26 protein-coding genes are annotated in these 26,998 nt (G+C 62.1%); 13 read left to right on the plus strand and 13 right to left on the minus strand.

Annotation, left to right across the window (positions count from 1 at the left end):
• The first annotated feature begins 156 nt into the window (after positions 1-156).
• Positions 157-1,206 carry a serine hydrolase gene (locus ACZ9HU_RS08485; RefSeq protein ID WP_476104248.1) on the plus strand — a complete coding sequence of 350 codons (1,050 nt, stop codon included), beginning with the start codon at positions 157-159 and terminating at the stop codon, positions 1,204-1,206.
• 179 nt (positions 1,207-1,385) lie between these two features.
• On the opposite strand, the gene ACZ9HU_RS08490 is transcribed toward ACZ9HU_RS08485, so the two are convergent.
• The gene (locus tag ACZ9HU_RS08490) at positions 1,386-1,574 is read right to left on the minus strand and encodes a hypothetical protein (protein ID WP_168602934.1); all 189 of its coding nucleotides are present in this window, start codon (positions 1,572-1,574) and stop codon (positions 1,386-1,388) included.
• A 258-nt stretch (positions 1,575-1,832) separates the two neighbouring features.
• Between ACZ9HU_RS08490 and polA the strand changes: the two genes are divergently transcribed.
• Both polA and ACZ9HU_RS08500 read left to right on the plus strand, forming a co-directional pair.
• Positions 1,833-4,682: a DNA polymerase I gene (gene polA / locus ACZ9HU_RS08495; RefSeq protein WP_476104249.1), complete on the plus strand. Its 2,850-nt coding sequence runs from the start codon at positions 1,833-1,835 to the stop codon at positions 4,680-4,682.
• 2 nt (positions 4,683-4,684) lie between these two features.
• A complete protein-coding gene (locus ACZ9HU_RS08500; protein ID WP_476104444.1) occupies positions 4,685-5,785 on the plus strand; it encodes a mechanosensitive ion channel family protein in 1,101 nt (366 codons plus the stop codon).
• Here ACZ9HU_RS08500 and ACZ9HU_RS08505 read toward each other — a convergent pair whose 3' ends face one another.
• The 8 genes from ACZ9HU_RS08505 to hisS form a co-directional block, all read right to left on the minus strand.
• Entirely contained in the window at positions 5,786-6,232 is a 447-nt protein-coding gene (locus tag ACZ9HU_RS08505) for a hypothetical protein (RefSeq protein ID WP_476104250.1), read from the minus strand. It lies immediately after the preceding gene.
• A gap of 118 nt (positions 6,233-6,350) precedes the next feature.
• Positions 6,351-7,133 carry a universal stress protein gene (locus ACZ9HU_RS08510; protein ID WP_476104251.1) on the minus strand — a complete coding sequence of 261 codons (783 nt, stop codon included), beginning with the start codon at positions 7,131-7,133 and terminating at the stop codon, positions 6,351-6,353.
• A gap of 192 nt (positions 7,134-7,325) precedes the next feature.
• Positions 7,326-8,552 (minus strand): methionine adenosyltransferase, encoded by a 1,227-nt coding sequence (metK, locus tag ACZ9HU_RS08515; RefSeq protein ID WP_476104252.1) that lies wholly within the window; start codon positions 8,550-8,552, stop codon positions 7,326-7,328.
• 43 nt (positions 8,553-8,595) lie between these two features.
• The gene (lnt, locus tag ACZ9HU_RS08520; protein WP_476104253.1) at positions 8,596-10,236 is read right to left on the minus strand and encodes an apolipoprotein N-acyltransferase; all 1,641 of its coding nucleotides are present in this window, start codon (positions 10,234-10,236) and stop codon (positions 8,596-8,598) included.
• 73 nt (positions 10,237-10,309) lie between these two features.
• On the minus strand, positions 10,310-11,224 hold the full coding sequence (locus ACZ9HU_RS08525; RefSeq protein ID WP_476104254.1) for a DUF4167 domain-containing protein: 915 nt from the start codon (positions 11,222-11,224) through the stop codon (positions 10,310-10,312).
• A 236-nt stretch (positions 11,225-11,460) separates the two neighbouring features.
• The gene (prmC, locus tag ACZ9HU_RS08530) at positions 11,461-12,306 is read right to left on the minus strand and encodes a peptide chain release factor N(5)-glutamine methyltransferase (protein ID WP_476104255.1); all 846 of its coding nucleotides are present in this window, start codon (positions 12,304-12,306) and stop codon (positions 11,461-11,463) included.
• Positions 12,299-13,363, minus strand: a complete 1,065-nt coding sequence (gene prfA / locus ACZ9HU_RS08535) for a peptide chain release factor 1 (RefSeq protein WP_476104256.1) — start codon at positions 13,361-13,363, stop codon at positions 12,299-12,301. Before prfA ends, prmC begins: the two co-directional genes overlap by 8 nt.
• On the minus strand, positions 13,364-14,602 hold the full coding sequence (gene hisS, locus ACZ9HU_RS08540) for a histidine--tRNA ligase (RefSeq protein ID WP_476104257.1): 1,239 nt from the start codon (positions 14,600-14,602) through the stop codon (positions 13,364-13,366). It abuts the gene before it with no gap.
• Positions 14,603-14,756: 154 nt separating this feature from the next.
• Here hisS and ACZ9HU_RS08545 point away from each other — a divergent pair, with 154 nt between their 5' ends.
• From ACZ9HU_RS08545 to ppa, 3 genes are all read left to right on the plus strand, one after another.
• Positions 14,757-16,715, plus strand: coding sequence for a M61 family metallopeptidase (locus ACZ9HU_RS08545; RefSeq protein WP_476104258.1), 1,959 nt, complete (start codon positions 14,757-14,759; stop codon positions 16,713-16,715).
• 18 nt (positions 16,716-16,733) lie between these two features.
• Positions 16,734-17,381: a DUF1345 domain-containing protein gene (locus tag ACZ9HU_RS08550; RefSeq protein WP_476104259.1), complete on the plus strand. Its 648-nt coding sequence runs from the start codon at positions 16,734-16,736 to the stop codon at positions 17,379-17,381.
• Positions 17,382-17,528: 147 nt separating this feature from the next.
• Positions 17,529-18,068 (plus strand): inorganic diphosphatase, encoded by a 540-nt coding sequence (gene ppa, locus ACZ9HU_RS08555; RefSeq protein ID WP_476104260.1) that lies wholly within the window; start codon positions 17,529-17,531, stop codon positions 18,066-18,068.
• Positions 18,069-18,125: 57 nt separating this feature from the next.
• Here ppa and ACZ9HU_RS08560 read toward each other — a convergent pair whose 3' ends face one another.
• Together ACZ9HU_RS08560 and ACZ9HU_RS08565 are read right to left on the minus strand one after the other, a co-directional pair.
• Entirely contained in the window at positions 18,126-19,472 is a 1,347-nt protein-coding gene (locus ACZ9HU_RS08560) for a TldD/PmbA family protein (RefSeq protein ID WP_476104261.1), read from the minus strand.
• Between the two features lie 85 nt (positions 19,473-19,557).
• Positions 19,558-19,971, minus strand: coding sequence for a hypothetical protein (locus ACZ9HU_RS08565; RefSeq protein WP_476104262.1), 414 nt, complete (start codon positions 19,969-19,971; stop codon positions 19,558-19,560).
• Between the two features lie 211 nt (positions 19,972-20,182).
• Between ACZ9HU_RS08565 and lptB the strand changes: the two genes are divergently transcribed.
• On the plus strand, positions 20,183-20,968 hold the full coding sequence (gene lptB / locus ACZ9HU_RS08570; RefSeq protein WP_476104263.1) for an LPS export ABC transporter ATP-binding protein: 786 nt from the start codon (positions 20,183-20,185) through the stop codon (positions 20,966-20,968).
• 26 nt (positions 20,969-20,994) lie between these two features.
• Entirely contained in the window at positions 20,995-22,506 is a 1,512-nt protein-coding gene (rpoN, locus tag ACZ9HU_RS08575) for an RNA polymerase factor sigma-54 (RefSeq protein WP_476104264.1), read from the plus strand.
• On the opposite strand, the gene ACZ9HU_RS08580 is transcribed toward rpoN, so the two are convergent.
• Positions 22,503-23,171, minus strand: a complete 669-nt coding sequence (locus tag ACZ9HU_RS08580) for an MOSC domain-containing protein (protein ID WP_476104265.1) — start codon at positions 23,169-23,171, stop codon at positions 22,503-22,505. The two genes, rpoN and ACZ9HU_RS08580, sit on opposite strands and share 4 nt — an antisense overlap.
• Positions 23,172-23,202: 31 nt before the next feature.
• Positions 23,203-23,811: an HNH endonuclease gene (locus tag ACZ9HU_RS08585; protein WP_476104266.1), complete on the minus strand. Its 609-nt coding sequence runs from the start codon at positions 23,809-23,811 to the stop codon at positions 23,203-23,205.
• Positions 23,812-23,930: 119 nt separating this feature from the next.
• Here ACZ9HU_RS08585 and gluQRS point away from each other — a divergent pair, with 119 nt between their 5' ends.
• The 5 genes from gluQRS (at position 23,931) to ACZ9HU_RS08610 (ending at position 26,773) form a co-directional block, all read left to right on the plus strand.
• Complete coding sequence (gluQRS, locus tag ACZ9HU_RS08590; protein ID WP_476104267.1) at positions 23,931-24,788, plus strand: tRNA glutamyl-Q(34) synthetase GluQRS; 858 nt, start codon at positions 23,931-23,933, stop codon at positions 24,786-24,788.
• A 21-nt stretch (positions 24,789-24,809) separates the two neighbouring features.
• On the plus strand, positions 24,810-25,040 hold the full coding sequence (locus tag ACZ9HU_RS08595) for a hypothetical protein (protein WP_476104446.1): 231 nt from the start codon (positions 24,810-24,812) through the stop codon (positions 25,038-25,040).
• Between the two features lie 19 nt (positions 25,041-25,059).
• Complete coding sequence (locus ACZ9HU_RS08600; RefSeq protein ID WP_476104268.1) at positions 25,060-25,632, plus strand: cob(I)yrinic acid a,c-diamide adenosyltransferase; 573 nt, start codon at positions 25,060-25,062, stop codon at positions 25,630-25,632.
• A 19-nt stretch (positions 25,633-25,651) separates the two neighbouring features.
• Complete coding sequence (locus ACZ9HU_RS08605; protein WP_476104269.1) at positions 25,652-26,521, plus strand: 3-hydroxyacyl-CoA dehydrogenase NAD-binding domain-containing protein; 870 nt, start codon at positions 25,652-25,654, stop codon at positions 26,519-26,521.
• A 96-nt stretch (positions 26,522-26,617) separates the two neighbouring features.
• A complete protein-coding gene (locus tag ACZ9HU_RS08610; RefSeq protein WP_476104270.1) occupies positions 26,618-26,773 on the plus strand; it encodes a hypothetical protein in 156 nt (51 codons plus the stop codon).
• Positions 26,774-26,998: the final 225 nt, after the last annotated feature.

Raw genomic sequence — 26,998 nt, forward strand, 5'->3', positions numbered from 1 at the left:
AACCCGGGGGGAGCGATCCCCTCGGGTTTTTGCTTAGGTTTAAGGAGGTTCCCTGCCCCCATCGCAGCCACAGGGCGCTTCATCGACAGGTGGGATGACATTTGGCCAAGTATGCCGTTTACTCGAAATTAGCTTAGACGGGCCAACATCCAGAACATGCTTAAAGCTCAGAACGCGATTCTCGGCGCTTTGGCGCTCACCGTGGCAATTGCCGCTACCCCTGTGCTGGCCAAAGGCGAAGTCGATGGTCTTGAACAGGCCTTTGACCGCGTGTTCAACGGCGGCATCACCCATTCCCCGCAACCGGCCATCGCCCCGCCCCGCCAGAACCAGAGCCAGAGTTCGGCCAGCATCAACGCGTTCGAGGCGCGCCTTGCGCAATTGGCCGCGGCGTCTCAGGGCCGCATCGGCGTGGCGGCGGTTGACCTTTCCTCCGGTCGCGGCGTGTCGGTCATGGGCGATCAGCCCTTTCCGCTGGCCAGCACCGGCAAAATCGCCATTGTCGCCACCTTCCTCGAAGGGGTGGATCAGGGGCGGTACAAGCTGACCGATCGCTATCCGCTGATGATGCCGGTGCCCTCGGCCCGCTTTTCCAGCACGGTGGCCCCTGTTCGTCCCGGCGCCATGCTGTCGGCGGAACAATTGATCGAACTGGCCATCACGCGCAGCGACAATCACGCCACGGACGCGCTGCTGGCCGCGATTGGCGGGCCGCAGGTGGTGACACGCTGGCTGCGCCGCAATGGCATTGGCGGCATCCGCCTTGACCGCGACATTGCCACGATGGTTCGTGACGATGGCGAAATCGACCCTGCCCGCCGGATTGACCTGCGCGATTCGACCACGCCGCAGGCGATGGCCGTCCTGCTGGCCGGATTGTATCAGGGGCAGTGGCTTTCGCCCTCCAGCCGAGAAGTGTTGCTGGGTGCCATGTCGCGTTGCCGCACAGGCGTTCACCGCATGCGCGCAGCATTGCCCAGTGAAGCGATGGTGGGGCACAAGACGGGCACCCTGTCAAATACGTCCAGCGACGTCGGCATCATCCGCAGCAACGATGGCCGCACGATCGCCGTGGCGATCTATGTCACGGGCCAGGGCGGCAGGCCGGGCCGCGATCAGCGCATCGCCACCATCACCCGCGCGATCTATGACGGATATCAGGCCGAAGCCAAAAGCGATTTGGCCATGATGGGCGGATCGCGCTAACCGCGATTTCGCAGCCCATTAAAAAAGGCGCCGACGGCATATCCGTACGGCGCCTTTTTTAATGTCCGCATTCCGTGATGCCGGCAAAGCCACATCACGCCGAAAGCAGGCAAAGGAAAAGGCGCGCAGGATAGTCCCACGCGCCCTGACCTCTAAACTTCGCGCTTTCGCGCAGAAGATTAGTTCGACGAAGCAGCCGAAGCAGCTTCCGAAGCAGCCGAGTCAGCAACCGAAGCGGCCGAGTCAGCAACCGAAGCAGCGTCCGAAGCAACCGATTCAGCCGAGGTAGCGGCTTCTTCAGTCTTCGAGCAAGCGGCGAGCGACAGAGCAGCGCCAGCAACGGCAGCGGCGAGAATGATCTTGCGCATGTGAGTATCCTTGAACAGCGAGTGGACCACGCGCGACACTTTCCACCGAGGTGGCGCGCCGTGCGGAAAGCCTACCGCAGGAGTAGACTTCACGCGCCAAATAAACGGCTTGTTGCCGCGATGCAAGCGCTAGTCGCATTTAGATGTGCATCCTATCGCATTTGCGTAAAGATAAATGGGGCGTTCATACCGTGTTTCCCCCGGAAACTGGGGGTCTCGCGCCTTTTCGCAGCGGCCGCTTGGCCCTATGAAAGTTTCATGGAAAACACGACAAATCGCCGCCCCCACCTCTATTTGGTCGATGGTTCGGCCTATATTTTCCGGGCCTATCACCGGCTTCCCCCCCTGACGAATCCGGCAGGAACCCCGGTGGGCGCGGTTTTTGGTTATACCACGATGCTGTGGAAACTGGCCGATGACCTGCACAAGGCCGACGGTCCGACTCATCTGGCAGTAATTCTGGATAAGGCGGGGAAAAGTTTCCGAAACGACATCTTTCCCGCCTATAAAGCGAACCGCCCGCCCGCGCCCGAGGATCTGGTTCCGCAATTTCCCCTGATTCGCGACGCCACACGCGCCTTTTCGCTCCCCTGTATCGAGGAAGAAGGGCTGGAAGCCGACGATCTCATCGCCTCCTATGCCCGCGCGGCGCAGGCACAGGGGTGGGATGTCACCATCGTTTCCTCCGACAAGGATCTGATGCAGCTGGTCGGAGATGGCCCGAATGGTTCGCGGGTGGATATGCTCGACACCATGAAGTCCCTGCGCATCTTCATTCCGGAGGTGGCGGAAAAGTTCGGCGTGACGCCTGATCTGGTTGGCGATGTATTGGCGTTGATGGGCGATGCGGTTGACAATGTGCCCGGCATTCGCGGCATTGGCCCCAAAACGGCGACCAAATTGATCCAGGAACATGGCAATCTCGAAAGCGCTCTGGCCGCCGCCGCGACGATGAAGGCCAGCAAGCTGCGCGACAATCTGATCGAACATGCCGATATGGCGCGTCTGAGTCGGGTTCTGGTGGCGCTCAAGGAGGATTGCACCCTTCCCCTGCCTTTGGAGGCCTTTGAGCTTGGCGCAATCCCTCCTGAGCCTCTGGCGGCGTTTCTGGCCGAACATGGGTTTACCAGCCTGCTCAAGCGCCTTGATGCCGGACGGGGCAGCCCGGAACGCACAACCCAATTGCATCCGGTCAAGACCGTCACGGCCAGCGCCGCCCCCGCCACGGGTGCCGCGCGGCAGGAGGTCGTGCCTATGCCGCCCATCGACCTGTCCACCTATGAATGCGTTCAGGATCTCGACGCGCTGGACCGCTGGATTGCCGCAGGGTTTGACGCCCGCCTGATCGCCTTTGACACCGAAACCAGCGCGCTGGACGCGATTGGAGCCGATCTGGTGGGTATCAGCCTGGCGGTCGGACCGAATCAGGCTTGCTATATCCCGCTGGGCCATCGCGGCAGCGATATGTTCGCCGAAAAGCCGCAACAGATCGACCGCGAGGAAGCGCTGCGCCGGTTGAAGCCGCTGCTCGAATCGGACGCGGTGCTGAAGGTGGGGCAAAACATCAAATATGATCTGAATGTCATGGCTCGATTCGGCATCGCCGTATCGCCCATCGACGACACGATGGTCATCAGCTTTGACATGGATGCCGGGCGGTCCGAGGAAGGGATCGGTGGCGGCCACGGCATGGACGAATTGGCCCAGCGCCACCTTGGCCACACCTGCATCAGCTTTAAGGAGGTTTGCGGCACCGGCAAGAAGCAGATCAGCTTTGCCGAAGTCGCGCTGGAACGCGCCACGCAATATGCCGCCGAAGACGCCGATGTCACATGGCGCCTCCACCGCCTGCTCAAACCCCGTCTGGCCGCAGAGGGCGCCAGCAGGATCTATGAGCGCGTTGACCGTCCCTTGGTGCCCGTCGTGGCCCAAATGGAGCGTTATGGCATCAAGGTGGACCGCGAACGCCTTGCGGGCCTGTCACAGCAGTTTGCCGAGGCCATCGCCGCGCTGGAGGCGGAAATCCACGCGCTGGCAGGCAATCCCTTCACCATCGGCAGCCCCAAGCAATTGGGCGAGATCCTGTTCGACCAGATGGGCCTGAAAGGTGGCAAAAAGGGCAAGTCGGGCCAATATTCGACCGACCAATCAGTGCTGGAAAAGCTGGAAGCCGAGGGCGTGCCGATTGCGCGCAAGGTGCTGGAATGGCGCCAACTGGCCAAATTGCGCTCGACCTATACCGAGGCGCTGCAGGCCGCGATCAGCCCCGTCACGGGCCGCGTTCACACCAGCTACAGCCTTGTTGGGGCACAGACCGGCCGTCTTTCCTCGACGGAGCCGAATTTGCAGAACATCCCGATTCGCACCGAAATCGGCCGCCAGATCCGCGATTGCTTTGTGGCCGAACCGGGCAATGTCCTGCTGGCCGCCGACTACAGCCAGATCGAATTGCGCCTTGCCGCGCATATGGCCGATGTGCCCGCATTGAAGGACGCCTTTGCCAGCGGCGCCGACATTCACGCCGCCACCGCGCAGGAATTGTTCGGCGAGGTCAACCGAGAGACACGCGGGCGGGCCAAGACGATCAACTTCGCCATCCTCTATGGCATTTCGCGCTGGGGTCTGGCGCCACGTCTGGGCGTGACGCCCGAAGAAGCGCAGGCGATGATCGACACCTATTTCGCCCGTTTTCCCGGCATTCAGCGCTATATCCACGAAACGCTCTCGACCGTGCGGGACAAGGGTTATTCCGAAACGTTGTTCGGGCGTAAATGCTGGTTCCCACGCATCAATTCGAAAAATCAGGCCGAGCGGCAAGGCAGCGAGCGAGCCGCCATCAATGCCCCGATCCAGGGCACCTGCGCCGATATCATCAAGCGCGCCATGGCCCGGATGCAGCCAGCGCTGGCCGAAGCGGGCCTGCCCAATGTGCGAATGCTGCTTCAGGTGCATGACGAATTGGTCTTTGAATTGCCCGAAGGCGATGTGGACGCCGCCAAGACCGTGATCCGCCGCGTCATGGAAGAAGCCGCCGGGCCGTCCGTCACGATCTCGGTCCCGCTGGGCGTCGAAATCGGCACGGGCATCAGCTGGGGCGCCGCGCATTGAAAGTGACCATCGCCAACCTCACCAAAGGCAAATTGCCGATCGATCTGCCCCATGAAGCGATCGATCCCGACCAATGGCCCTCGGTCAACGAGATCATGCATTGGTCGGGGCGGATGAGCCATGCGGCTCTGGCGCTGGCGATCGGTTTGGGCTTGGCGCTGTTGCTGCATCTGGCCTGCTTCGCCTTTTTGCGGCGCATGGCCCGGCGCACCGAAAATCCGGCCGAAGCCGTAGCCGCCGCGCAATTGTACCATGCCTTTCGCTGGGCCTTTCTGGCGGGGGGCATGGCGTCGGCGGCGGGCGGCAATCGGTTGGTCGACAAATTGTGGAGCGGGATCGAAGGCTTTGTAGTCCCGGCCCTGACCGGCTGGGTGCTGTTTGCGCTGGTGCGTACGGCGGCCGAATTGATGAGCCGCCGCGCCACCGCATCGGGCGATGAAATGACCGGGCGCAGCAGAGCGACGCGAATCGCCCTCATTTCGCGCTCTATGGCCTTTCTGATCATTTTTGTGACCGTGGCGCTGATCCTGCTGGGCGTGCCGGCGGTGCGGCATATTGGCGCGACACTGATCGCTTCGGCCGGTTTGATGGGTCTGGCGGTCGGTGCGGCGGCCCAGCCTGCGCTCAAATCGCTGATCGCGGGGTTACAGATCGCCCTGACCGAACCGATCCGCATTGGCGATTTCGTGGTGGTTGAGGGCGAACAGGGCCGCGTAGAGGATATCCGCCTGTCCTATGTCGTGATCCGCACCGGGGATGAGCGGCGGTTGATCGTGCCCACGGTCAAATTCCTCGACGCGACTTTTCAAAACTGGACCCGCGTGGGCGGCATCACCGGGTCGGTCATCCTGCCCATACGCCCCGGTTTTGCGATTGACCCCATCCGACAGGCCTTTCGCGCCGCTCTGGCCGACATGCCCGCGTGGGATCAACGTACCGGTGATCTGGTTGTATCAGAATCACGTGTTGGCTCGGTCGAATTGAAACTGGTGGTCAGCGCGACCAATCCCGCCGACCTTGGCGCTTTGCGCAACGAACTGCGCGAATTCATGCTGGAATGGTTGCGGGTGAATGCGCCCGATGCGCTCTGCACCGAAACCTGATCACGCGGATTGCGGGCAAAAGAAAACCCGGCCGAAGCCGGGCTTGGAAAGTTTGGGAGAGGATGCCTGAAAGGCAGGGTCTTTATGACCCCAGTCAGGTTTTTGTGCAAGTGCGAAATGCAATGCACCGATTGCAAAGAATGCAACGACTGAGAATGTAATCGCAACTGGCGCAATTCCGGGGCCTGCGTAGCGCCGTATCATCACCCTTGTTACAAAAAATGAATCCGCCCTGCCGTTGCGCTGCAACGCACAAGAAATCGCACCCTGCGGATTGCGGACAAAAAAAGGCCCAACCGTTGCCGGTCGGGCCGTGGAAGTTTTGGGAGAGGATGCCTGAAAGGCCTGTTCCGTATGCCCAACAGCGGGCCTTGCGGCAAATGCGGATTCATCATGGACGATTGCGAGAAATGCAACAAATAGATCGAACCGCAAATTTAACGCCAAATCATGCCTTTACCAAACCACCCCAAAACATGCCTTGTTGCGCAATACGTATGCAATACAAATCTAAACCGGGGTTTGCCCACGCACACCCCGGTTTAACCACCATAACCCATCAGAATCAGTGGGCGAAAAGCAGACTCGGCCCGTCTTTCAGATCGAGGAAATAGCGCGTCACCCCGCCCAGCAGGAATTCCCGCAACCGGCTATGACCAAAGGCGCCCATCACCAACAGATCCGCCCCCAGACGCGCCACCGCGCTGGCCAGCGTTTCCTCAATCGAACCAACCCGCGCCAGCGAATCAATTTCCGCCTTCACCCCATGGCGCGACAAATATTGCACCGCATCCAGCGGCGGAAACACGCCCGCCTTGTCGCCCACGGTCAGAACGTGGACCTGTCCCGCCATCTTGAGCAGCGGCAGACCGCCCCGCAGCGCCACGGCCGCCTCATGCGAACCGTCCCACGCCACCGCGACGCAATTGACCGGCACCGACATAGGTTTGTCATCGCCCACGATCAGGATCGGTGCCTTGCCATCCACGGCCAGTTGCCCAGCAAATTCGCAACCGCGCGACAGCACAATAACATCCGACAGCAGCGACGCCTCGGTCATCGCATCGACCGGCTCTTCCTCGCCCCGCAAAACGTCGAAAGGCACATCCTCGTTGCGCAAATGTGCGGCCAGTTTTTCGGCATATTCATCGTCGCGTCGCACCGCCTCGCGTACCGCATCGGCCGCCAGATAGCCCCCGCCCAGCGCATCCATCGCCATGAAACGCGCCACCGGCGTATCGATCAACACGCTGAGATGGCCGCCAGTGGCCCGCGCCAGCGAAAGGGCCGTTTCCAGCCTTGCAGAGGTTTCCTCGGTTTGGTCGGCATAAACCAGAATAGAGCGCATCGTCGGTCTCCCTTATCGCTTTTGACCGTGTCCCTTCCGTCGGGGGCAACTTTACTCCTCTAACCGTAACCTACCATGACTCAGGTCAAGCAACGCCATGGATTCGCGTTTTTGCCGCCCCCCATGCGCATGAAAAAAGGCGGCGGCGCATCATACGCCACCGCCCTTCAATTCCTGCCAACCGGCCAGCTGTCAGACCAGAGAAGCCTTGAGCGCTTCGGCCAGATCGGTCCGTTCCCAAGGGAAGAAATCGCCATCGGGCTTGCGGCCAAAATGGCCATAGGCCGCGCTGGGGCCATAGATCGGCTTGTTCAGCCCCAGACCCAGACGGATGCCGCGCGGGGTCAGACCGCCCAGCTTTTCTTCCGCCACCTTGGCAATCGCGGCTTCGAGCAGCGCGTCAGCCACCGAACCCGTGCCCGCCGTATCGACATAGAGCGAGAGCGGACGCGCCACGCCAATGGCATAGGACAGCTGGATCGTCACCCGCGTGGCAAGGCCGGCGGCCACCACATTCTTGGCCAGATAGCGCGCGACATAGGCGGCGCTGCGGTCAACCTTGGTCGGGTCCTTGCCGCTGAACGCGCCGCCGCCATGCGGGGCCGCGCCACCATAAGTGTCCACGATAATCTTGCGCCCGGTCAGGCCCGCGTCACCATCGGGGCCACCGATTTCAAAGCTGCCCGTGGGGTTGATGTGCCACACCGTATCGCCCGAAATGAAACCGGCGGGCAGGATCGCGCCCACGGCCTGCTTCACATAGGCTTCCAGCTCGGCCTTCTTGGCGCCTTCGTCATAACCCGCCTTGTGCTGGGTCGAAACGACGATGGCGGTGGCGGCCACCGGCTTGCCATGCTTGTAACGCAGCGTCACCTGACTCTTGGCGTCGGGTTCAAGGAAAGGCGCCGCGCCCGAATGACGATCCTTGGCCAACTGTTCCAGGATCTTGTGGCTGTAATACAGCGTCGCGGGCATCAGGTCGGGGGTTTCATCACAGGCAAAGCCGAACATGATGCCCTGGTCGCCCGCACCCTCGTCCTTGTTGTCGCCCGCGTCCACGCCCTGCGCGATATGCGCCGACTGACCATGCAGGCGGTTGATGAATTCGAACTGTTCCCAATGGAAACCGTCCTGTTCATAGCCGATGCGCTTGACCGTATCGCGCACGGCCTTTTCGATTTCTTCCTGTGCGCCCGGCGCCCATGCGCCATTTTCATAGACGCCCTTGCAACGGATTTCGCCCGCCAGCACCACAAGCTGGGTCGTGGTCAGCGTTTCGCAGGCGATGCGCGCTTCGGGATCCTTGGACAGGAACAGATCGACGATGGCGTCGGAAATCTGGTCCGCGACCTTGTCGGGATGACCTTCCGAAACGCTTTCGGAGGTGAAGAGGTAATCACTGCGCGCGGTATCGGACATTGGGAGACCTGCCATATAAAGGTTTCTTTATGCGGCACCGTCACTAGCCGCGACGGCGCCGCAACACAAGGGCGCCAACCACAAGAAGAACTATTGCGACCCCAATTGAGACGAAGTTGCCCCATTTTGCGAAGAATGTCGGGGCCAGAGCGGGCGGCACAAAACCATCCAGCCGCGCCGCAACGCCCCGCCCTGCATGTTGACGCACCACGCCATGGGCGTCGATCACGGCGCTGATGCCATTGGTGGTCGAACGCAGGACCGGCAAACCTTCCTCAATCGCTCTTAACCGCGCCTGTGCCAGATGTTGCGGCGGGCCCCAACTGCCGAACCAGCCATCGTTGGACGGGTTGAAGATGTAGTCGGGCCGGTGCGCCCGATCGACCACCGCGCCGGGAAAGATGATCTCGTAACAGATCTGCATCCCCGCCTTGCCCAATGCGCCCAGATCGAGCGTTTGCGGCCCCGGACCGGGGCGAAAATCGAAATCGCCCGGCACCAGCCGTTCAAGCCCGATCATCTTGAGCCACTGACGCTGGGGCAGGTATTCGCCAAAAGGCACCAGATGAGCCTTGGCGTAATGGGCGGCAATATCGCCATGTTCATCGATGCCGGTAATGACATTCTGCCCCCCGGTCGCATTGCGCCCGACAAGGTCCAGATCAACCGTGCCGGTCAGCAACAGCCCACCTTCACCAATCGTGCGTGCCAGACGCCACCGGGCCAGCCACGGGTCGCCGCCAAAAGTGTACTGATAATACCATGCCGGATAACCATCGCGGACATAATCCGGCACGCCCGATTCAGGCCACAGGACCAAACGCTTCTGCCCCGCCTTCAATGGCGCCGACAATTTGGCCGAAGCCACATATTGGGCCTCGAAATGCGCGGGATCGTCCAGATCCTCCTGCGCAACATTGGGCTGAATCAGTGTATAGGCGACATGGCCTTGCGGCGTTGCAGGCCCCGGAACCGCCATCGCGGCAAGGCCCAGCGCGAAAGGCCCCGCGATCATCGCGCCACCATCACGGCGCCGGCCCGTCAACCACAGCAAACGCCCTTCGGCCAGAATGCCCCCCAGAATGACCACCAGCCCCGACAGACCATAGGTGCCCAGCCACGGCGCCAATAACGCCAGCCCCGGCTTCGCATCACCGCCGAGCAGCGCCACGCCGAGAGGATTCCACGGAAAGCCGGTGAACAGCCACCCGCGCAGTGCCTCTGTCAAAATCCAGAAACCGGCAAAACCTAAAACGCGCGACACCGCCCGCCCGCGCAAAAACCAGCCCCCCGCCATGGCCATGGCTGGAAACAGCGCCAGATAGAGCGAGAGCAGAAACACCGCCAATCCGCCCAGCCATGACGGCATTTTGGCCTGATAGGTAAAGGCTGTGGCGATCCAGTTCAGCCCCAGCGTGAAATGCCCGACACCCCAGAGCCAGCCCGCCACCGCCGCCCAGCCCGCATGGGGCAATCGCGCCGCGATCCACAACAGAACCGCCACGCTGAAAAAGGTCAAAGGCCAAAGCCCAAGCGGTTGAAAGCCCAGCGCGCCAACCGCGCCAATCGCCATCAACGCCGCTCCGCGCCAACCCCAATGCCAGCACGCGTGGGCAAACAGCTTTGCCTTGCGCTTATATTTGCCGAAATATCTGTCGTGCCAAGGCTTAGCCGCATCATCCATGGCGGCATGCTTTAGCGGGGGCGGCCCATGCCGTCACCCCGCCTTGGCATCATGTGCCCACAAAGGGGACTTTTTATTCCGCGCTGTCGCTGGGCGCGGGCGCAGCCACCTTGCGGCGGGGCGCACGGCGCTTGGGCGCAGGCGCTGCTTCGGCCGAAACTTCGGCAACCACGGCGGGCGCTTCAGCGACGGGCTTGACTTCGACCGGCGCAGCTTCAGCAACCGGCTTGGTTTCCACGGATTTGCGCGGGCTGGCCGAAATGGCGGGGGGCAGAGCGGCGCCAAGACCCGAACCATCCACGACCACTTCTGCGGCTACACGCGGGGTGCGAGGAGCGCGTTCCTCACGCGGGGCACGTTCTTCGCGAGGTGCGCGTTCTTCGCGAGGTGCGCGATCGTCGCGACGGGGGCGACGTTCTTCACGGCGGCCACGCGGCACGCGCGGACCACGGTTTTCGCGCAGGAACGGATTTTCCGCCGGCTCGTAAATGTTCGAGGACGATTCGCTCGAACCTTCGCCTTCACCGTCACCGGCTTCTTCGACGGGTTCTTCGACGCGGCGCTGAACCGGGGCATCCTGACGCGGTTCGCTGCGTTCTTCGCGTTCGCGGCGGGTATAGACCGGCGGCGCGTCGAAAGCGGGGAAATCGCTCTCTACGGTGAAATCACCCTGATCGTCACCATCGTCACGGCCACCTTCACCATTTTCCTGCCAGCGATCGTCACGGCGGGCGCGCGATTCTTCCTGACGCAGGCGGGTGTCGGCAATCACGCGAAAGTAATGGTCCGCGAATTGCAGGTAATACTCGGCCTGAACGCGATCACCGTTAAGATGGGCATCCTGGGCAAGTTTGCGATATTTTTCCAGCAATTGCGGAGCATTGCCCCGCGCCCGGCTGTCGATCCGGTTAAGCTGCTGACCACCATTTTGCGGCCGGTTGTTGTTGCCCCGGCCACGGCGGCGGTTATTCCCACGATTGTTGTTCAAGGGTGAGTATTCCTTAACCCCGGATCGCCGCTCGGCCTCTATGCCGGCGTGCTCCTCGTCCTGTCATTACGCCGCACCGCGAAATTTCGCAGCGTAGCCCTGTTTCGTCGGGTCCGGCCCTTATCGGCCTATCCTGACGAAGATGCTGGAGTAGCACCAGCCAGAGGGGAAGATCCCATCCCTCGGCGGTCCTGTAGCTCAATTAAAAGGCCCGCCGCCAAAAGCCAAGCAGAATCTTACGCACAGCCCCCGCTTTCCTGTGAAAGAAGCAAGGCGCGGGGGCGATTGGCCAGATCAAGGCGCAATTCTACGGCAAATCCGGCCTGCACGGCGATCTCGCTCACCGCTTCGGCCTGTTGATAGCCGATTTCCAGCACCGCCACCCCGCCGGGAAGCAACAGCCCCGGCAATTGGGGAATCAGGATGCGATAATCGTCCAGCCCCTGCGCACCGGCGAACAGCGCGCTGGCCGGTTCAAAATCGCGGACACTGGGGTCGAGCGCGGCATCGCTTTCGACATAGGGCGGGTTCGACAGGATAAGGTCAAACCGGCCCAGCCCATCGGCCCAGCCCGCCTGCGTCCAATCGGCCAGCACCATCTGCACCCGCTCGCCCATGCCCAGCGCCGCCGCATTGCCGCTCGCCACGGTCAGAGCATCAGGCGAGGCGTCAATCCCCACCCCTTCGGCTCCCGGCCGTTCATGCAGGACCGAGAGCAACAACGCCCCCGTCCCCGTCCCGCAATCCAATACGCGCGCGGGCGAGGCACAGGCATTGAGCGCGGTTTCCACAATTGTCTCGCTGTCCCCCCGCGGGATCAGCGTGGCGGGCGTAACCCGGAACGACAGGCCCCAGAATTCCTGATGGCCGGTAATATGGGCAACCGGCTCATGCCGAGCGCGGCGATCAATCAAAGCATCGAAACCATCGGGCACGGAATCGCCCATATGTCGCAGCAACAAATCCGTGCGGCTGCATTGCAAAACATGGGCCATCAACACTTCGGCATCCAGCCTTGCGGTATCACTGGTCTGGCTCAACCTTTGCGCCGCATCGCGGATGGCCAGCGCAATATTATTCACCTAATGCCGCCAGCCTTTTGGCCTGATCCTCATGAATCAGCGCCGAGACCAGTTCACCCAACCCCGGCCCTTCCAAGATTTCGGGCAGGCGGTGGAGCGTCAGGTTGATGCGGTGATCGGTGACGCGGCCTTGGGGGAAATTATAGGTGCGGATGCGTTCCGATCGGTCGCCGCTGCCCACCATCGCCTTGCGCGCTTCGGCCTCCTCGCCTTGGGCGGCGTCGCGCTGGACCTCGTACAGGCGGGCGCGCAGGACCTGCATCGCCTTGTCCTTATTCTTGTGCTGGCTGCGCCCGTCCTGACAGGTGACGACGGTGCCGGTCGGAATATGCGTGATGCGCACGGCCGAATCGGTGGTGTTGACGTGCTGCCCGCCCGCGCCGCTGGCCCGATAGACGTCGATCTTGAGGTCCTTGTCCTCGATCTGGACATCCACCTCATCCGGTTCGGGCAGGATGGCGACCGTGGCGGCGGAGGTATGGATGCGCCCACCTGCCTCGGTCACCGGAACGCGCTGAACCCGGTGGACGCCGGATTCGAATTTCAGCTGGGCAAAAACGCCCTGGCCGGAAACATGGGCGACGATTTCCTTGAAGCCGCCGATTTCGCTGGCGTTCGCGCTGACCACTTCCACCCGCCAGCCCTGTTGTGCGGCATAGCGTTCGTACATGCGGAACAGGTCGGCGGCGAACAGGGCGGCCTCATCCCCCCCGGTGCCAGCACGAATTTCCAGCATGGCGGGACGGCTGTCGGCCGTATCACGCGGCAACATGGCGATGGAGAGCGCGCGTTCGGCCTCAGGCAATTCGGCGCGGATGCGGGCGATCTCTTCCTCGGCCAATTCGCGCATTTCGGGATCGTCGAGCGCGGCCAGACTTTCCAGCTCGCCGCGCATCGTGGCCACTTCGGCCGCCGCACGCGCGACCGGCTCCAGCTCGGCATAATCCCGGCTCGCCGCCACGAAATCGGCCCCCTCCAGCGTGCCGGAGGCCAGACGCGCCTCCATCTCGGCAAAACGCGCCGAAATCTGGGCTAGACGGGTGGAGGGGATGCTCATTTAGGCGATCAGCGCCTCAATGCGCGCCGCATCCGCGTCGACATTGCGCAAACGCTGCGTCACGCCTTCATCGCCAAAGCCCAGCGCAAGGATGGCGCGGGTGTTGGTCTTGACCGCCTTGTCGAAACGCTTGCGAGGGGATCCGGTGGCCACCAGTTCCGCCGACAGACCGCCCCGGCGCAGTTTCGCCGCCATCGCCACGCCAGCCGAAATCGCACGGTCATCCTCGACCACCACGGTCACATCGGTGCGATCCTCGGCAATCAGGCCTTCGCCCGACACCAGCATCGCCAGACGTTCCACGCCCGCCGCCCAGCCGACCGCCGGGGTCGGCGCGCCGCCGAGGCTTTCCATCAACCCGTCATAGCGCCCGCCGCCAAGGACCGTGCCCTGCGCGCCCAGACGATCCGTCACAAATTCAAACGCGGTGTGGCGATAGTAATCAAGGCCGCGCACCAGCGCCCCGTTACGCGTCCAAGCCACGCCCGCCGCATCCAGACCGCCCGTAACGGCGGCAAAGAAGTCCTGCGCCTCGCTCGACAGGTAATCGTCGATGCGCGGGGCATCGGCCACGAAAGCCTTGTCACGCGGGTCCTTGGAATCGAGGATGCGCAGCGGGTTCTTTTCCAGACGCTCCTGCGAATCTTCGGAAAGTTCGCCCTTAACGCCACGGAAATAGTCGATCAGCGCCGCGCGCCATGCCTCGCGGCTCTCGCCATCGCCCAGCGTGTTGAGCGTCAGCGTCACACCATCGGCAATGCCCAGTTCTTTCAGCAACTGATCGGCCATCACCAGCAGTTCGACGTCGGCGGTGGGTTCACCCGCACCAATGACTTCGGCGTCGATCTGGTGAAACTGGCGATAGCGGCCCTTTTGCGGGCGTTCATAACGGAACAGCGGGCCGTGCGTCGCCAGCTTGACTGGCGCAAACTGCTTCCACCCGTTGGTCAGATAGGCGCGCGCCAGACCAGCGGTGAATTCCGGGCGCAGGGTCAGCGATTCCCCGCCGCGATCCTCGAAAGAATACATTTCCTTCGACACCACATCGGTCGTCTCGCCAAGGCTGCGCGAAAACACCGTGGTCTTTTCAAAGACCGGCATTTCCACCCGGCGGAACCGGTACAGTTTGCGCACACGCTCGAACGTTTCCACCACAAAGGCGAAAGCGTCGGCATCGGCGCCGAAAATGTCCTGGGTGCCGCGGATGGCCTGCGGCGTTTCGATCTGGGGCTTGCTCATGTGTGGCCCCCTATACATTGGCGCGGCCAAGGTGAAGCCCTTCCTGTCGAATCCGGGGCGCAATCGGGCGGAAAAACGCCGATGCTGACAAAGGGGTAAATATCGTGTTCACCCCTCTTGCTGGCGGCCGATCTTCGCGCCATGAAGTGTATCCATGACAAAACGCCTGAATGTACGCGCCCGGATCACGCTGGGCCTTTCCGCCGCTCTTCTCGTTTCCTCCCCGGCCATGGCGCAACGTTCCGCCCCCACGGCCATCCCGGTGGTACAGGGCGTGCCCGATGCCAAGGATGTGCCCTATCCGGGCGGCACCATTGCGCTGGACATTGACGCCACCGACATCGCGCGCGGCATTTACCGCGTGACCCAGAATGTGCCGGTGGCGCCGGGCGCGAAAAGCCTGATCCTGCAATTGCCGCAATGGGTTCCGGGCGGGCACAATCCGCGCGGCACGATCGACCAACTGGTCGATGTGAAATTCTATGCCGATGGCAAGCTGCTGCATTGGTGGCGCGATCCGACCGAAGTCTTTGCCTTTCACATCGACGTTCCCGCAGGCGCCAAATCGGTCGTGGCCAAATTCGCCCATACCTCGCCTCTGGCCAGCAGCGAAGGGCGCATCACGATGACGCCCGAAATGCTCAACCTGCAATGGGACCGGATGAGCCTGTACCCCGCCGGCTATTACACCCGCCAGATCAAGTATAAGCCGACCGTCACCTTCCCCGAAGGATGGCAGGTGGCGACCGCTCTGGATGGCAAGCAGGTGAGCGGCAACAAGGTGACGTGGGATGTCATCGATTATGAAGCTCTGGTCGATTCGCCCATTTTTGCGGGCGTCAATTTCAAGCGCTTCGACCTTGGCCATGGCGTGGCCATGAATGTCGTGGCCGACAAGCCCGAATTGCTGGACATCACGCCCGAACATCTGGCCACGTACAAGGCGCTGGTTGACGAAGCATGGACCACGTTCGGTTCGTTTCACTTCGACCATTACGACTTCCTGCTGGCGCTGACCGATCGGATGGGCGGGATTGGTTTGGAACATCACCGTTCTTCGGAAAACGCGATGATGCCCAAGGTCTGGACCGACTGGAAGGATCTGGACTGGGCGCGCAATGTGATTTCCCACGAATTCACCCATAGCTGGGACGGCAAATTCCGCCGCCCGGACAAGCTGTGGACCCCCGATTATCGCCAGCCGATGCAGGGCAACCTGCTGTGGGTTTACGAAGGTCAGACGCAGTTCTGGGGCTATGTTCTGGCCGCGCGTTCGGGCATTCAGACCAAAGAATCGATCCTGGGCGCCTTTGCCGCCAATGCGGGCATGTTCACCCAATGGGCGGGCCGCGATTGGCGCAGCGTCGAGGACACCGGGTTCGACCCGGTCATTTCGGGCCGCCGCGCCAAGCCCTATGCCAGCATCAACCGCAACGAGGATTATTACACCGAAGGCGCGCTGATGTGGCTGGAGGCCGATGGCATCATTCGCGAAGGCACCAAGGGCAAGAAGGGGCTGGACGATTTCGCCAAGGCCTTCTTTGGCATCAAGAACGGCGATTGGGGCGAAGTCACCTATAATTTCAAGGATGTGGCCGCCGCCCTCAACGGCGTTTATCCCTATGATTGGGAAGCCTTCCTTGACAAGCATATGAACCAGCCCGGTCAGCCCGCCCCCTTGGCGGGGATCGAAAAGGCCGGGTACAAGCTGGTGTGGAAGGACACGCCCAACCCCTATGACAAGGGCCGTTTCGGTTCGGCCAAGGTGCTCAGCCTTGCCCATTCGCTGGGCATCGTGCTGAACCGTGAAGGCGTGGTGACCTCGACCCTTTGGAACAGCCCCGCGTTCGACGCTGCGCTGGTGACGGGCACCAAGATCGTCGCCATCAATGGCGCGACCTATAGCGAGGACGCGATGAAGGCCGCGATCACCGCCGCCAAGGGCAATGACAAGCCCATCACTCTTGTCACCCAGCGCGGTGAGAAGGTGGCGACCATGGTGCTGAACTATCACGACGGCCTTCGCTATCCGTGGCTGGAAAAGGCGGTCGAAGGCAAGGAGCCTGCTGGCCTTGACCTGCTGCTCTCGGCCAAGCGTCCGGGCGCGAAGTAAATGAAAAGGCGTGCGGGTATGCGGTGGATGCTGCCCGCACGTTTTTCATGGTTTCTGGGCCTGTTTGCGCTGGGCACCGGCCTGTTGGCGACCGAAGGGTTGCGCTGGGGTCAGGCGGTGCTGGGCGGGTTCGATCTGGGCGCGCTGGTGTTCATCGCCTCGCTCTGGCCGCTATCGCGCGACAATTCCCATGCCCAGATGCGCCTGCACGCGCGCCAGAATGACGCCAATCGCTTTGCCGTGCTGGTGATCAGCGCGTTGATCATGCTGGTGATCGTCACCGCGCTCTTTGTCGATCTGCCTCATGCCCGCGGCGACATCGGTTATGCCAAAGGGGTGGCGCTGGCCCTTATTCTGGCCAGTCTGGTTATCGCATGGATATTTTCGAACCTTATTTATGCGCTGCACTATGCCCATCTCTATTACGGCGGAAATAAGGAAAGCGGATTACGCTTCCCCACAACCGAAGAGGGCGAGGCACAGCACTGTCCTAATTTTTGGGACTTTTTCTATTTTTCTCTGACCATTGGCATGGCATTTGCCACATCGGACGTTGAAATCACCACCCAACGCATGCGCCGCGTGGCAACAGTCCATGGCGCGCTGGCGTTTTTCTACAATCTGATCGTTCTGGCTTTTACGATCAATGTCACAGCGGGCAGCTGAACACTTAACCAATTGGGCGCAAGTTTACAGGTATTAAGACCGCACCGCTGTTGCAATGCAATACGCCCACCGCTAGGGCTTTCCCCGCAGATTCCTGCGCGACACCCGCAAGGGGCGGTGTCGCTCACATATAAAAATGACGGTGCCATGGACATCAGCAAAATTTCGGTCGGCAAAAGCCCGCCTGACAACCTGAACGTCATCATCGAGGTTCCCACTGGTGGCGAACCTGTGAAGTATGAGTTCGACAAGGAATCGGGCGCGCTGTTCGTGGACCGTATCCTGCATACGCCGATGCGCTATCCCGCCAATTATGGCTTTGTGCCCCACACGCTCTCGCCCGATGGCGACCCGCTTGACGCGCTGGTGGTGGCCCGTTCGCCCTTCGTGCCCGGTTCGGTTGTGCGTTGCCGCCCGATCGCGGTGCTCAACCTTGAGGACGAAGCCGGCGGCGACGAAAAGCTGCTCTGCGTTCCCGACGACAAGACCTTCCCTTACTATGCCAACGTGAAGGAAAAGGAAGACCTGCCCGACATCATCGCGCAGCAGGTTGAACACTTCTTCACCCACTACAAGGATCTGGAATCCGAAAAGTGGGTGCGCGTGGGCACCTGGGGCAATGCCGCCGAAGCGCGCCAGATCGTGACCGAAGCGATCGAACGCTATCAGGCCGGCAAGAAGGCCTGAGAATGCGAAAGGGGCGGGTCAAACCGCCCCTTTTTCTTTGCCCAGTCTCCCGCGCGCCTAATCTCCGGCAATCGTCATGCCATCGACCCGGATCGTGGGCACGTTGATCGTGCGATGCCATTCCAGATCGCTGGCCGGGGTCATCCCCTTGAACATGTCGATCAAATTGCCCGCCACGGTGAATTCGGCCACCGGCCCGGCGATTTCGCCCTTGATGATGCGATATCCCGACGCGCCCCGGCTGTAATCGCCGGTCACGCCATTGACGCCGTGCCCGATCAACTCGGTCACATAGACGCCATCCTCGATATCCGCGATCAGTTCGGCCACTGACAGGCTGCCCGCCGCCAGATGCAGGTTGCCCGGCGCGACGCCCGGCGCCCCGCTGCCCCCGCGTGCGGCGTGGCCCGTCGGCGTCAGGCCCAATTGCCGCGCCGACGCGCATTCCATCAGCCAGCCGGTGATGCGTCCGTCACGCACCACATCACGTGCGGCGGTCTGCAAACCTTCGCCATCGAACGGTCGCGAGCGGAACCCACGCGGGCGCAACGGATCATCGACAATCCGCACCGCGCTGTCGAACAGTTGCTCTTCCAATCGCCCGATCAGGAAACTGGCCCGCCGCGCAATGGACGCACCCGACATCGCGCCCAGCAGATGCCCCACCAGCGATCCGCCCACACGCGGATCCAGCACGACCGGCATCGGCCCGCTCTTCATCCGCCCCGGATTGAGTCGGGCAACGGCGCGCTCACCTGCCTGCTGACCGATTTCGGACGGAGAGATCAGATCCTCACGGTGGCGCGCCATGCGGGCGGCGTAATCGCGCTGCATATTGCTGCCTTCGCCCGCCACGACGCTGGCCGAAATCGAACGGCTGGTGGCGGCATAGGCGCCCGCGAAACCATGGCTGGTCGCCAGAGCCATGACGGCCCCGCCGCTTGACGCGCCTGCGCCTTCGCTGTTGGTCACGCCCGCGACGGCGCGTGCGGCATCCTCGGCCTCCTCGGCCATGGCGCGCAATGCCTGCGGGCTGGGTTCGCCGTTGTCGACCAGATCGAGATCGGGGAACGGCCCCTTGAACAGCAATTCCTCCGGCGCGAGGCCCGCATAGGGATCTTCGGGCGCGCCCTGCGCCATGGCCAGCGCGCGTGCGGCCAGTTCGCTCAAAGCCTCATCCGACAGATCCGACGAGCCGATCGAGGCCGAGCGCCGCCCGACAAAGACGCGCAGGCCAATATGCTCGCTCTCGGAACGCTCAACATCCTCCAGCTTGCCCAAACGGACCGAAACGCTTTCCGAGGCATCGGCGATATAGACCGCGTCGGCGGCATCGGCCCCAGCCTTGCGCGCGCGTTCGACAAGGGCTTGTGCCCTTTCCTGAGCCTGAAGCGTGGTAAGCATGGTGTTCTGGCAAGCTCCTGAGGTGGCGCAAAGTTTCGCGCGAGGGGCAGGCTCTACAATCCCGCCCGCCCAAGAGCAACGACCATCACCCCACCATCATGGCCAGCAGGCGAAAGCCCCCGGTGACGATAAAGGGCAACCCAATGGCCGCCCCCCACACCAACGCCCGGTCGCGGTAGAAGGCCGGCGCGCGGGCCGGATCACCCGCTTCGGCATCGCTCAACCGCGTCCATCGCCGCTCCATCTGGCGACAGGCAGGGATGATCCCGGCGACCAGCACAACCAGCGCCAGCCCCGGCAAAACCGACGCTCTGCCTTCACGCAGGGCGGCAATGGTCACGAAAATCTGCAAGCCAGTATAAACCAGCAGAGCATAGGCGATATGATCGCTGATCCGCTTACGCCAGTCCAGCATCGCCTCCCCCCGTCTGGTGCTGGGGATCGGGCGCGCTTTGCGCGGCGCAATACGGGCAATCGCTTCAACGCGTGCCTTGGCCATATGGCCCTCTCCCCAACTTCCACGGCCCATTAGCCTTTAGTACGAGTAAATCATCGATACCCCGATCGATCAAGCGCATTCACCTGCGCCGGGATAGGACGATTTGTCCTAGCGCCGAACCGAGGTGCATTGCATTTTGCCATGCATGAAACCTGCCAATCGGGCGCATCACCCTTGCCGATTGCCTCTGCCGCGCCTAAAATGCCGAAAGATGACGCAGACAATCGCCCCCGATGCTGGCCAGACCAGCCGACAGTCCGACCCACAAGGCTCGTTTTCCGGGCTTCAGGTGGTGTCCATCGCCAAAAGTTATGACAAGCGGGCGGTGTTGACCGACATCTCGCTGGAGGTGGCCAAGGGTGAGGTCATGGGCCTGCTTGGCCCCAATGGCGCGGGCAAGACGACGTGCTTCTATTCGATCATGGGGCTGGTGCGGCCGGATTCGGGGCGCATCCTGCTCGACGGGATCGATATTACCAATCTGCCGATGTATCGCCGCGCGATTCTGGGCCTTGGCTATCTGCCGCAGGAAACCTCGATCTTTCGCGGCTTGACGGTGGAGCAGAATATTTCGACCGTGCTCGAACTGGTCGAACCCGATCCGGCGACGCGGGCGGGCGAACTGGAACGGCTGCTCGAAGAATTCGGCCTGACGCGCCTGCGCTCCAGTCCGTCGATGGCGCTGTCGGGCGGTGAACGCCGCCGCGCCGAAATCGCCCGCGCACTGGCCGCCAAGCCTTCGATCATGCTGCTGGACGAACCTTTTGCGGGCATCGATCCGCTCTCCATCGCGGACATTCGCCATCTGGTGCATGATCTGAAACAGCGCGGCATCGGCGTGCTGATCACCGACCACAATGTGCGCGAAACGCTGGAAATCTGTGATCGCGGCTGCATCATCTATGGCGGGCAAGTGCTGTTCGCGGGCAGCCCCGAAGCGCTGGTGGCCGATGAAAACGTGCGGCGGCTCTATCTGGGCGAAGGCTTCACGCTGTAATGCCAGCAGGGGGCGCATAAAGGATCATGGCGCTGGGGCCGCGCCTCGACCTTCGCCAGACGCAATCGCTGGTGATGACGCCGCAATTGCAGCAGGCGATCAAGCTGCTCACGCTGTCCAATCTGGAAATCGAGGCGTTCATCGGCGATGCGCTGGACGCCAACCCGCTGCTCGAAATCGGCGAGGCGGCCCCGCCCCCGGTTGAAACCATCGAACCGGATCAACGCCGCACCAGCCTTGAAACATCCCCCTGCGATCAATTGATCGGCGAAGGGCGGGCCGAGGAAGATCGTCCCCTCGACATCAATGCCGAGGCGCTGGACATTGACCGTGACACCGGCGACGCCCCGCCAGAACGCTATGAACAACCCTTTGAGGGCGAGGCGCAGATCTCCGGCGGCGGCGAAGCCCCCGCGATGGAGGAATATGGCGCCGGCGATGAAACACTGGCCCAGCATTTGCACGATCAGATCGGCGCGGTGGCGCGCGATGCGAAACTGGTCTTCATCGCCCGTTTCATTATCGATCAATTGGACGATGCGGGCTATCTGGCCATGCCCCTGCGCGAAATTGCCATCGACCTTCAGGTCTCGATGGAGGAAGCCGAAGCCGCGCTGGCCCTGGTCCAATCGCTTGACCCCACCGGCATTGGCGCGCGCAGTCTGTCGGAATGCATCGCGCTTCAGGCCCGCGAGGCGGACCGTTACGATCCGGCCATGGCGCGCATGATCGACAATCTGGAGATGATCGGCCGCGGCGAATTGCCGCGCCTGCGCCGGATGTGCGGCGTGGATGAAGAAGATTTCGCCGACATGCTGGCCGAATTGCGGGGTTACGACCCCAAGCCGGGGCTGCGCTATGGCGGCGGGGTTGCCGCGCCCGTGGTGCCCGACATCCTGATTACGGCGCGCGCCGATGGCGGCTGGAATGTTGCGCTCAATCAGGCCACCCTGCCCAAGCTGATCCTTAACCGCAGCTATTATCTGGAAATGCGCGGGGCGTGTAAGGGCAAGAGCGCGGCCAAGGAGGATCGCGGTTGGTTGTCGGAAAAGCTGGCCGATGCCAACTGGCTGGTCAAGGCGCTGGACCAGCGGCAGAAGACGATCCTGAAAGTGGCCAGCGAATTGGTGCGCCAACAGGAAGGCTTTTTCCGCCAAGGGGTCAGCCAGTTGAAACCACTGACCCTGCGCGCCGTGGCCGAAACGGTGGGGTTGCACGAATCGACCGTCAGCCGCGTCACCAGCAACAAATATCTGATGTGCGAGCGCGGCACCTTTGAACTCAAATATTTCTTCACCAGCGGCGTTTCGGGTTCCGATGGCGAAGGCGTTTCGGCCGAGGCGGTCAAGGCCGCAATCAAGCAATTGATCGACAATGAGGATCCCAAAAAGATCCTGTCGGATGACACGCTGGTCGATCTGCTGAAAGAAAAGGGCTTTGAACTGGCCCGCCGCACGGTGGCCAAATATCGCGAGGCAATCGGGCTTGGCTCCTCGGTTCAGCGGCGGCGCCAAAAGGCCCTGAGCGGGAAGCGTTAAGCGGAAAGTTCCGCCGCACGCCCCCGCCACGCCTGCGCCAGCACCGGCATCGCGGCCAGGTCAGGCAGGACCGAAGGATCCGCCTTGTGCCCCCCGCCGATCAGCACATGGAACAGGCGCGACACCGGCCAGTCTGCCAACCCGCGTTCGACCAGAACCAATTGATCGCCCGCCTGCACCACGCCTTCCTCGATCACGCGATAGTACCAGCCGGAACGCAGGTTCTTGACGATCTTGGCCGCCAGTGGCGCGTGGCCGAAACGATGGCCCAGTTTCCAGCACGGCTGACGGCCATGGCTGACCTCGATCAAGGCGCTGCCCAAACGGAAACGGTCGCCCAGCAGAACCTGATCCTCGGTCAGGCCCAGTGTCGAGATATTTTCGCCAAACCCGCCCGGCGCATTCAACAACTCATGGTCGCCCAGATCGCCCTTCCACGCCGGATAATGGTCAAAGGCATAGTGGTGGATCGCCTTGTCCGGGCCGCCATGATGTTTGCGGTCGGCCTGTTCATCGCCCTCAATCCCCAGAAAGCCCACGCGAACCGGGCCGTCGACCGGGCGCTTGGTAATCGCGCTATGTTCATCGGCGTCGCGGAAACGGATGGCGGTGCCTGTCATCACGGCAAGGATGGTGGTGGAAAAGCTGTTCATCGTCAAAGTCATGAGGCATCCCCCGCTCCCCGTCAATCGCCGTTCACGCCTCCAGTTCGACATCCCAATAGAGCCAGTCGCGCCATGTTTCGTGCAGGTAATTGGGAGGGAAGGCCCGCCCCCTTTCCTGCAATTGCCAACTGGTCGGGCGGATAGGGTGGGTCAGAAGCGGCATATGCGCCTCACGCGGGGTGCGCCCGCCTTTTTTGAGATTACACGGCGAACAGGCCGCCACGATATTTTCCCAACTGGTGCGGCCGCCAAGCCGCCGGGGCAGCACATGGTCAAAGGTCAATTGATGCGGATTGCCGCAATATTGGCAGGAAAACCGATCCCGCAGGAAAACGTTGAAACGGGTAAAAGCGGGAAATTCCGAAGGCCGCACATATTGCCGCAGCGCGATGACCGAGGGCAATTGCATCGCCGAATTCTGGGAATGCACCTCGCGCTCGTAACTGGCGATAATGTCCACTCTTTCCAGAAACACCGCCTTGATCGCGGTCTGCCATGGCCAGAGACTTAAAGGGTAGTAGGAGAGCGGAGTAAAGTCCGCGTTCAACACCAATGCAGGACAATCGCTCAAATGGCGGGAGGGATCCTCCCCGGCGCTGCGGAACCGGGCCGCGCGCTCTATCAGCTCCGCCTTGAGCATGGCTCCTGATAACAAGCATGAATGACGGTTTGGCGACAAATCATGGGTGTAATCAACACCGTCTTTTCGCCAAGGTCAAGCCTTGCCAGAGGGCAATATCCACATACATGTTGCGCGCGATGATCCGAACCCGTTTTGCCCCCAGCCCCAATGGCCTGCTGCATCTTGGCCATGCCTATGCCGCCATCGTCGCGCATGATCTGGCCCACGGCGCCAAGGCCCATGGCGGCGGCGAATTCCTGCTGCGGATAGAGGATATTGATGCCGCGCGTTCACGCCCCGAACTGGCGCAGGAAATGCTGACGGACCTGCAATGGCTGGGGCTGGATTGGGATGGTCCGGTGGTGTGGCAATCTTCGCGCCTGTCTTCCTATAGCGCGGCGGCGGATCATTTGCGGGGGCTGGGCCTGCTCTATCCCTGTCGATGCACGCGGGCGGAAATTGCGGCTGCGGCCACGCAATATGGGCCGGACGGGCTGATTTATCCGGGCACATGCCGGGGGCGTGATGTCGATCCCGAAGGCGCGGCTTGGCGATTGGACATGGCCCGGGCGGCAGCGATGGTGGGGCCGTTGGTGTGGGAGGATGAACTGGCCGGGCCTCAGGCGGCAACGCCCGAAGTCTTTGGCGACATCGTGCTGCTGCGGAAAGAAGCGCCAGCATCCTATCATCTGGCCGCGACGATGGATGATGCGGCCGATGGCATCACATTGGTCACGCGCGGGGCCGATCTGTTCGCGGCCAGCCATGTGCATCGCCTGCTTCAGGCGCTGCTCGATCTGCCCGTGCCGCGATGGCATCACCATGGGCTGATAGTCGAGGACGACGGGCGCAAATTGGCCAAACGGCGGGGCAGCCCTTCGCTGTCCGACATGCGCCGGGATGGGGTGGACGGGCGCAAACTGGTCGATGATCTGCGGCGCCACCATCTGCCCGCTGGCCTTTCGCTGGCAACAGGCATAGGCTGCGCTCCATAACAAGGTGGGAGACGGGCGATGCTGAAATATGTTCTCATTCCGGTGATTGTGGTGGCCATGGGTTTTGTGCTGGTCAGCCTGGTCAAGGGCATCGTCGCCTTTTTGAACACCACGCGCAGCGATCTGGAAAGCGGGTCGGGCATTGGCCCCAGCCCGATGCAGTTAAAGCAGAACGAAATGATGTTCGCCCGCATCAAATATCAGGCTCTGGCGGTGATCGTGGTTGCGGTGCTATTGGCCACGGCCAGGTAACCGCAAACAGGACAAGACTTTGGTCAAGCTGAACAAGATTTACACCCGCACGGGCGACAAGGGCACGACCGGGCTGGTGGATGGATCGCGCGTCGACAAACATGCCGCCAGAATGGAAGCCATCGGCAGCGTGGACGAGGCAAACAGCGCGCTGGGGCTTGCCGTGGTGGCGGTCGATGGGGCGCATCGCGACGCTTTGCTGCGGATTCAGAATGACCTGTTCGATCTGGGCGCGGATCTGGCCACACCGGGGGAAGATTTCGCGCCGGGACCGATGGTGCTGCGCATTGTCGGGGCACAGGTCGACTGGCTGGAAGGCGCGATCGATGCAGTGAATGAGACGCTCGATCCCCTGACCAGCTTCATCCTGCCCGGCGGATCGGAAGGCGCGGCGCGCACCCATATTGCGCGGGCCGCCGTGCGCCGTGCCGAGCGCGCCTGTACCGCGCTGGCCGCCGCCGAGCCGGTTAATCCAGCCGCTCTGGCCTATATCAACCGGTTGTCGGATTATCTGTTTGTTCTGGCGCGCGCTCTGAATAACAATGGCGCCGATGATATTTTGTGGGTGCCGGGCGCCAGCCGCAGCGCCTGAACGCAAAGGGGTTGATGCGATGACGATTGTGGGTGTGATCGGCGCGGGCCAGATGGGCTCGGGCATTGCGCAGACGGCTGCCGCTTTTGGCCATGGCGTCTTGCTGGCCGATGTGTCGGTGGAATTGGCGCAAAAGGCCAAGGCGAAGATCGGCAAGGGGCTGGAACGCCTTGTCGCCAAGGAAAAGATCACCGCGCAGGATGCCGCAGACACGCTTTCGCGCATCACGCCAGTGGGCGATTATGCGCCGATGGGCGAGGCCGGTTTCATCATCGAGGCCGCCACCGAGCGCGAAGACATCAAGGCCAAAATCTTTGAAGCGGCTGGTAAGGTGCTGGGCGCGGACGCGATTCTGGCCAGCAACACCTCCTCGATCCCGATCACCCGTATGGCGGCCCAATCGCCCGATCCGGCCCGCTTCATCGGGCTGCATTTCTTCAATCCCGTGCCAGTGATGAAGCTGATCGAAATCATCCCCGGCCTTGCCACCAGCCCCGAAACCATTGCCACCACCCGCGAATTCGCCACCGGATTGGGCAAAACGGTCGTGCTGTCGCAGGATGAACCCGGCTTTATCGTCAACCGCATCCTGATGCCGTTGATCAACGAAGCGGTGTTCACGCTGGGCGCGGGCACGGCCAATGTGGTTGATATCGACACCGGGGCGAAATTGGGGCTGAACCATCCGATGGGGCCGCTCGAACTGGCCGATTTCATCGGGCTGGACACGTGCCTCGAAATCATCCGCATTTTGTTGAACAGCACGGGCGACAGCAAATATCGTCCCGCCCCGCTGCTGGTCAAATATGTCGAGGCCGGTTGGCTGGGTCGCAAGACCGGGCGCGGTTTCTATGATTACAGCGGCGAAACGCCGGTGCCCACGCGATAAAGCGATAAGGCGCCGCGACGGGTTGCGGAACCTGTCGCGGCGCCCAAGCCTTTCTTTTTGCACGAACGCCTTATGCGTCCCAAAAAGGAGAGCCTTATGGCCAGCGCGCCGGAGCAACCCACGCCTGAAGTCCCGCCCGTGATCGAACCGCAGGTTCCCCCGCCGCCTTCACCTGAACCGGGCCTGCCCGATCTGACCGACGTTCCGCCGCCCGACACCGACGCGTCGGGTCAGAGCGCTGTGGAACGATAGCTGCCCAACAGCCCTTCATGCCGGGTTTTACCGAAAAGATCGTCAGCGCAAGTGGGAAGCACCCCGCCATCGCCACGCCTATTTCGCCCAGGGAGACGCCTGACTGGCACCCTCTGTCGCTGTGGCAGCAGACGTGGGCATAACGACGGCGGCCTGATCGGGGTCTGGCTCATGCCTGGCTTCGACAGCCGTGAAATAGGCCGTCACCATGACCCCGCCAGCCCA

The sequence above is a fragment of the Novosphingobium sp. Sphag1I genome, from assembly GCF_056279125.1.

Bases quoted from the DNA above. Each gene is read 5' to 3' on its own strand.
- ACZ9HU_RS08485 (WP_476104248.1), top strand. From the start codon at position 157: ATGCTTAAAGCTCAGAACGCGATTCTCGGCGCTTTGGCGCTCACCGTG.
- ACZ9HU_RS08490 (WP_168602934.1), bottom strand. From the start codon at position 1,574: ATGCGCAAGATCATTCTCGCCGCTGCCGTTGCTGGCGCTGCTCTGTCG.
- polA (WP_476104249.1), top strand. From the start codon at position 1,833: ATGGAAAACACGACAAATCGCCGCCCCCACCTCTATTTGGTCGATGGT.
- ACZ9HU_RS08510 (WP_476104251.1), bottom strand. From the start codon at position 7,133: ATGCGCTCTATTCTGGTTTATGCCGACCAAACCGAGGAAACCTCTGCA.
- metK (WP_476104252.1), bottom strand. From the start codon at position 8,552: ATGTCCGATACCGCGCGCAGTGATTACCTCTTCACCTCCGAAAGCGTT.
- lnt (WP_476104253.1), bottom strand. From the start codon at position 10,236: ATGGATGATGCGGCTAAGCCTTGGCACGACAGATATTTCGGCAAATAT.
- prfA (WP_476104256.1), bottom strand. From the start codon at position 13,363: ATGAGCATCCCCTCCACCCGTCTAGCCCAGATTTCGGCGCGTTTTGCC.
- hisS (WP_476104257.1), bottom strand. From the start codon at position 14,602: ATGAGCAAGCCCCAGATCGAAACGCCGCAGGCCATCCGCGGCACCCAG.
- ACZ9HU_RS08545 (WP_476104258.1), top strand. From the start codon at position 14,757: ATGACAAAACGCCTGAATGTACGCGCCCGGATCACGCTGGGCCTTTCC.
- ACZ9HU_RS08550 (WP_476104259.1), top strand. From the start codon at position 16,734: ATGCGGTGGATGCTGCCCGCACGTTTTTCATGGTTTCTGGGCCTGTTT.
- ppa (WP_476104260.1), top strand. From the start codon at position 17,529: ATGGACATCAGCAAAATTTCGGTCGGCAAAAGCCCGCCTGACAACCTG.
- ACZ9HU_RS08560 (WP_476104261.1), bottom strand. From the start codon at position 19,472: ATGCTTACCACGCTTCAGGCTCAGGAAAGGGCACAAGCCCTTGTCGAA.
- ACZ9HU_RS08565 (WP_476104262.1), bottom strand. From the start codon at position 19,971: ATGGCCAAGGCACGCGTTGAAGCGATTGCCCGTATTGCGCCGCGCAAA.
- lptB (WP_476104263.1), top strand. From the start codon at position 20,183: ATGACGCAGACAATCGCCCCCGATGCTGGCCAGACCAGCCGACAGTCC.
- rpoN (WP_476104264.1), top strand. From the start codon at position 20,995: ATGGCGCTGGGGCCGCGCCTCGACCTTCGCCAGACGCAATCGCTGGTG.
- ACZ9HU_RS08580 (WP_476104265.1), bottom strand. From the start codon at position 23,171: ATGACTTTGACGATGAACAGCTTTTCCACCACCATCCTTGCCGTGATG.
- ACZ9HU_RS08585 (WP_476104266.1), bottom strand. From the start codon at position 23,811: ATGCTCAAGGCGGAGCTGATAGAGCGCGCGGCCCGGTTCCGCAGCGCC.
- gluQRS (WP_476104267.1), top strand. From the start codon at position 23,931: ATGATCCGAACCCGTTTTGCCCCCAGCCCCAATGGCCTGCTGCATCTT.
- ACZ9HU_RS08605 (WP_476104269.1), top strand. From the start codon at position 25,652: ATGACGATTGTGGGTGTGATCGGCGCGGGCCAGATGGGCTCGGGCATT.
- ACZ9HU_RS08610 (WP_476104270.1), top strand. From the start codon at position 26,618: ATGGCCAGCGCGCCGGAGCAACCCACGCCTGAAGTCCCGCCCGTGATC.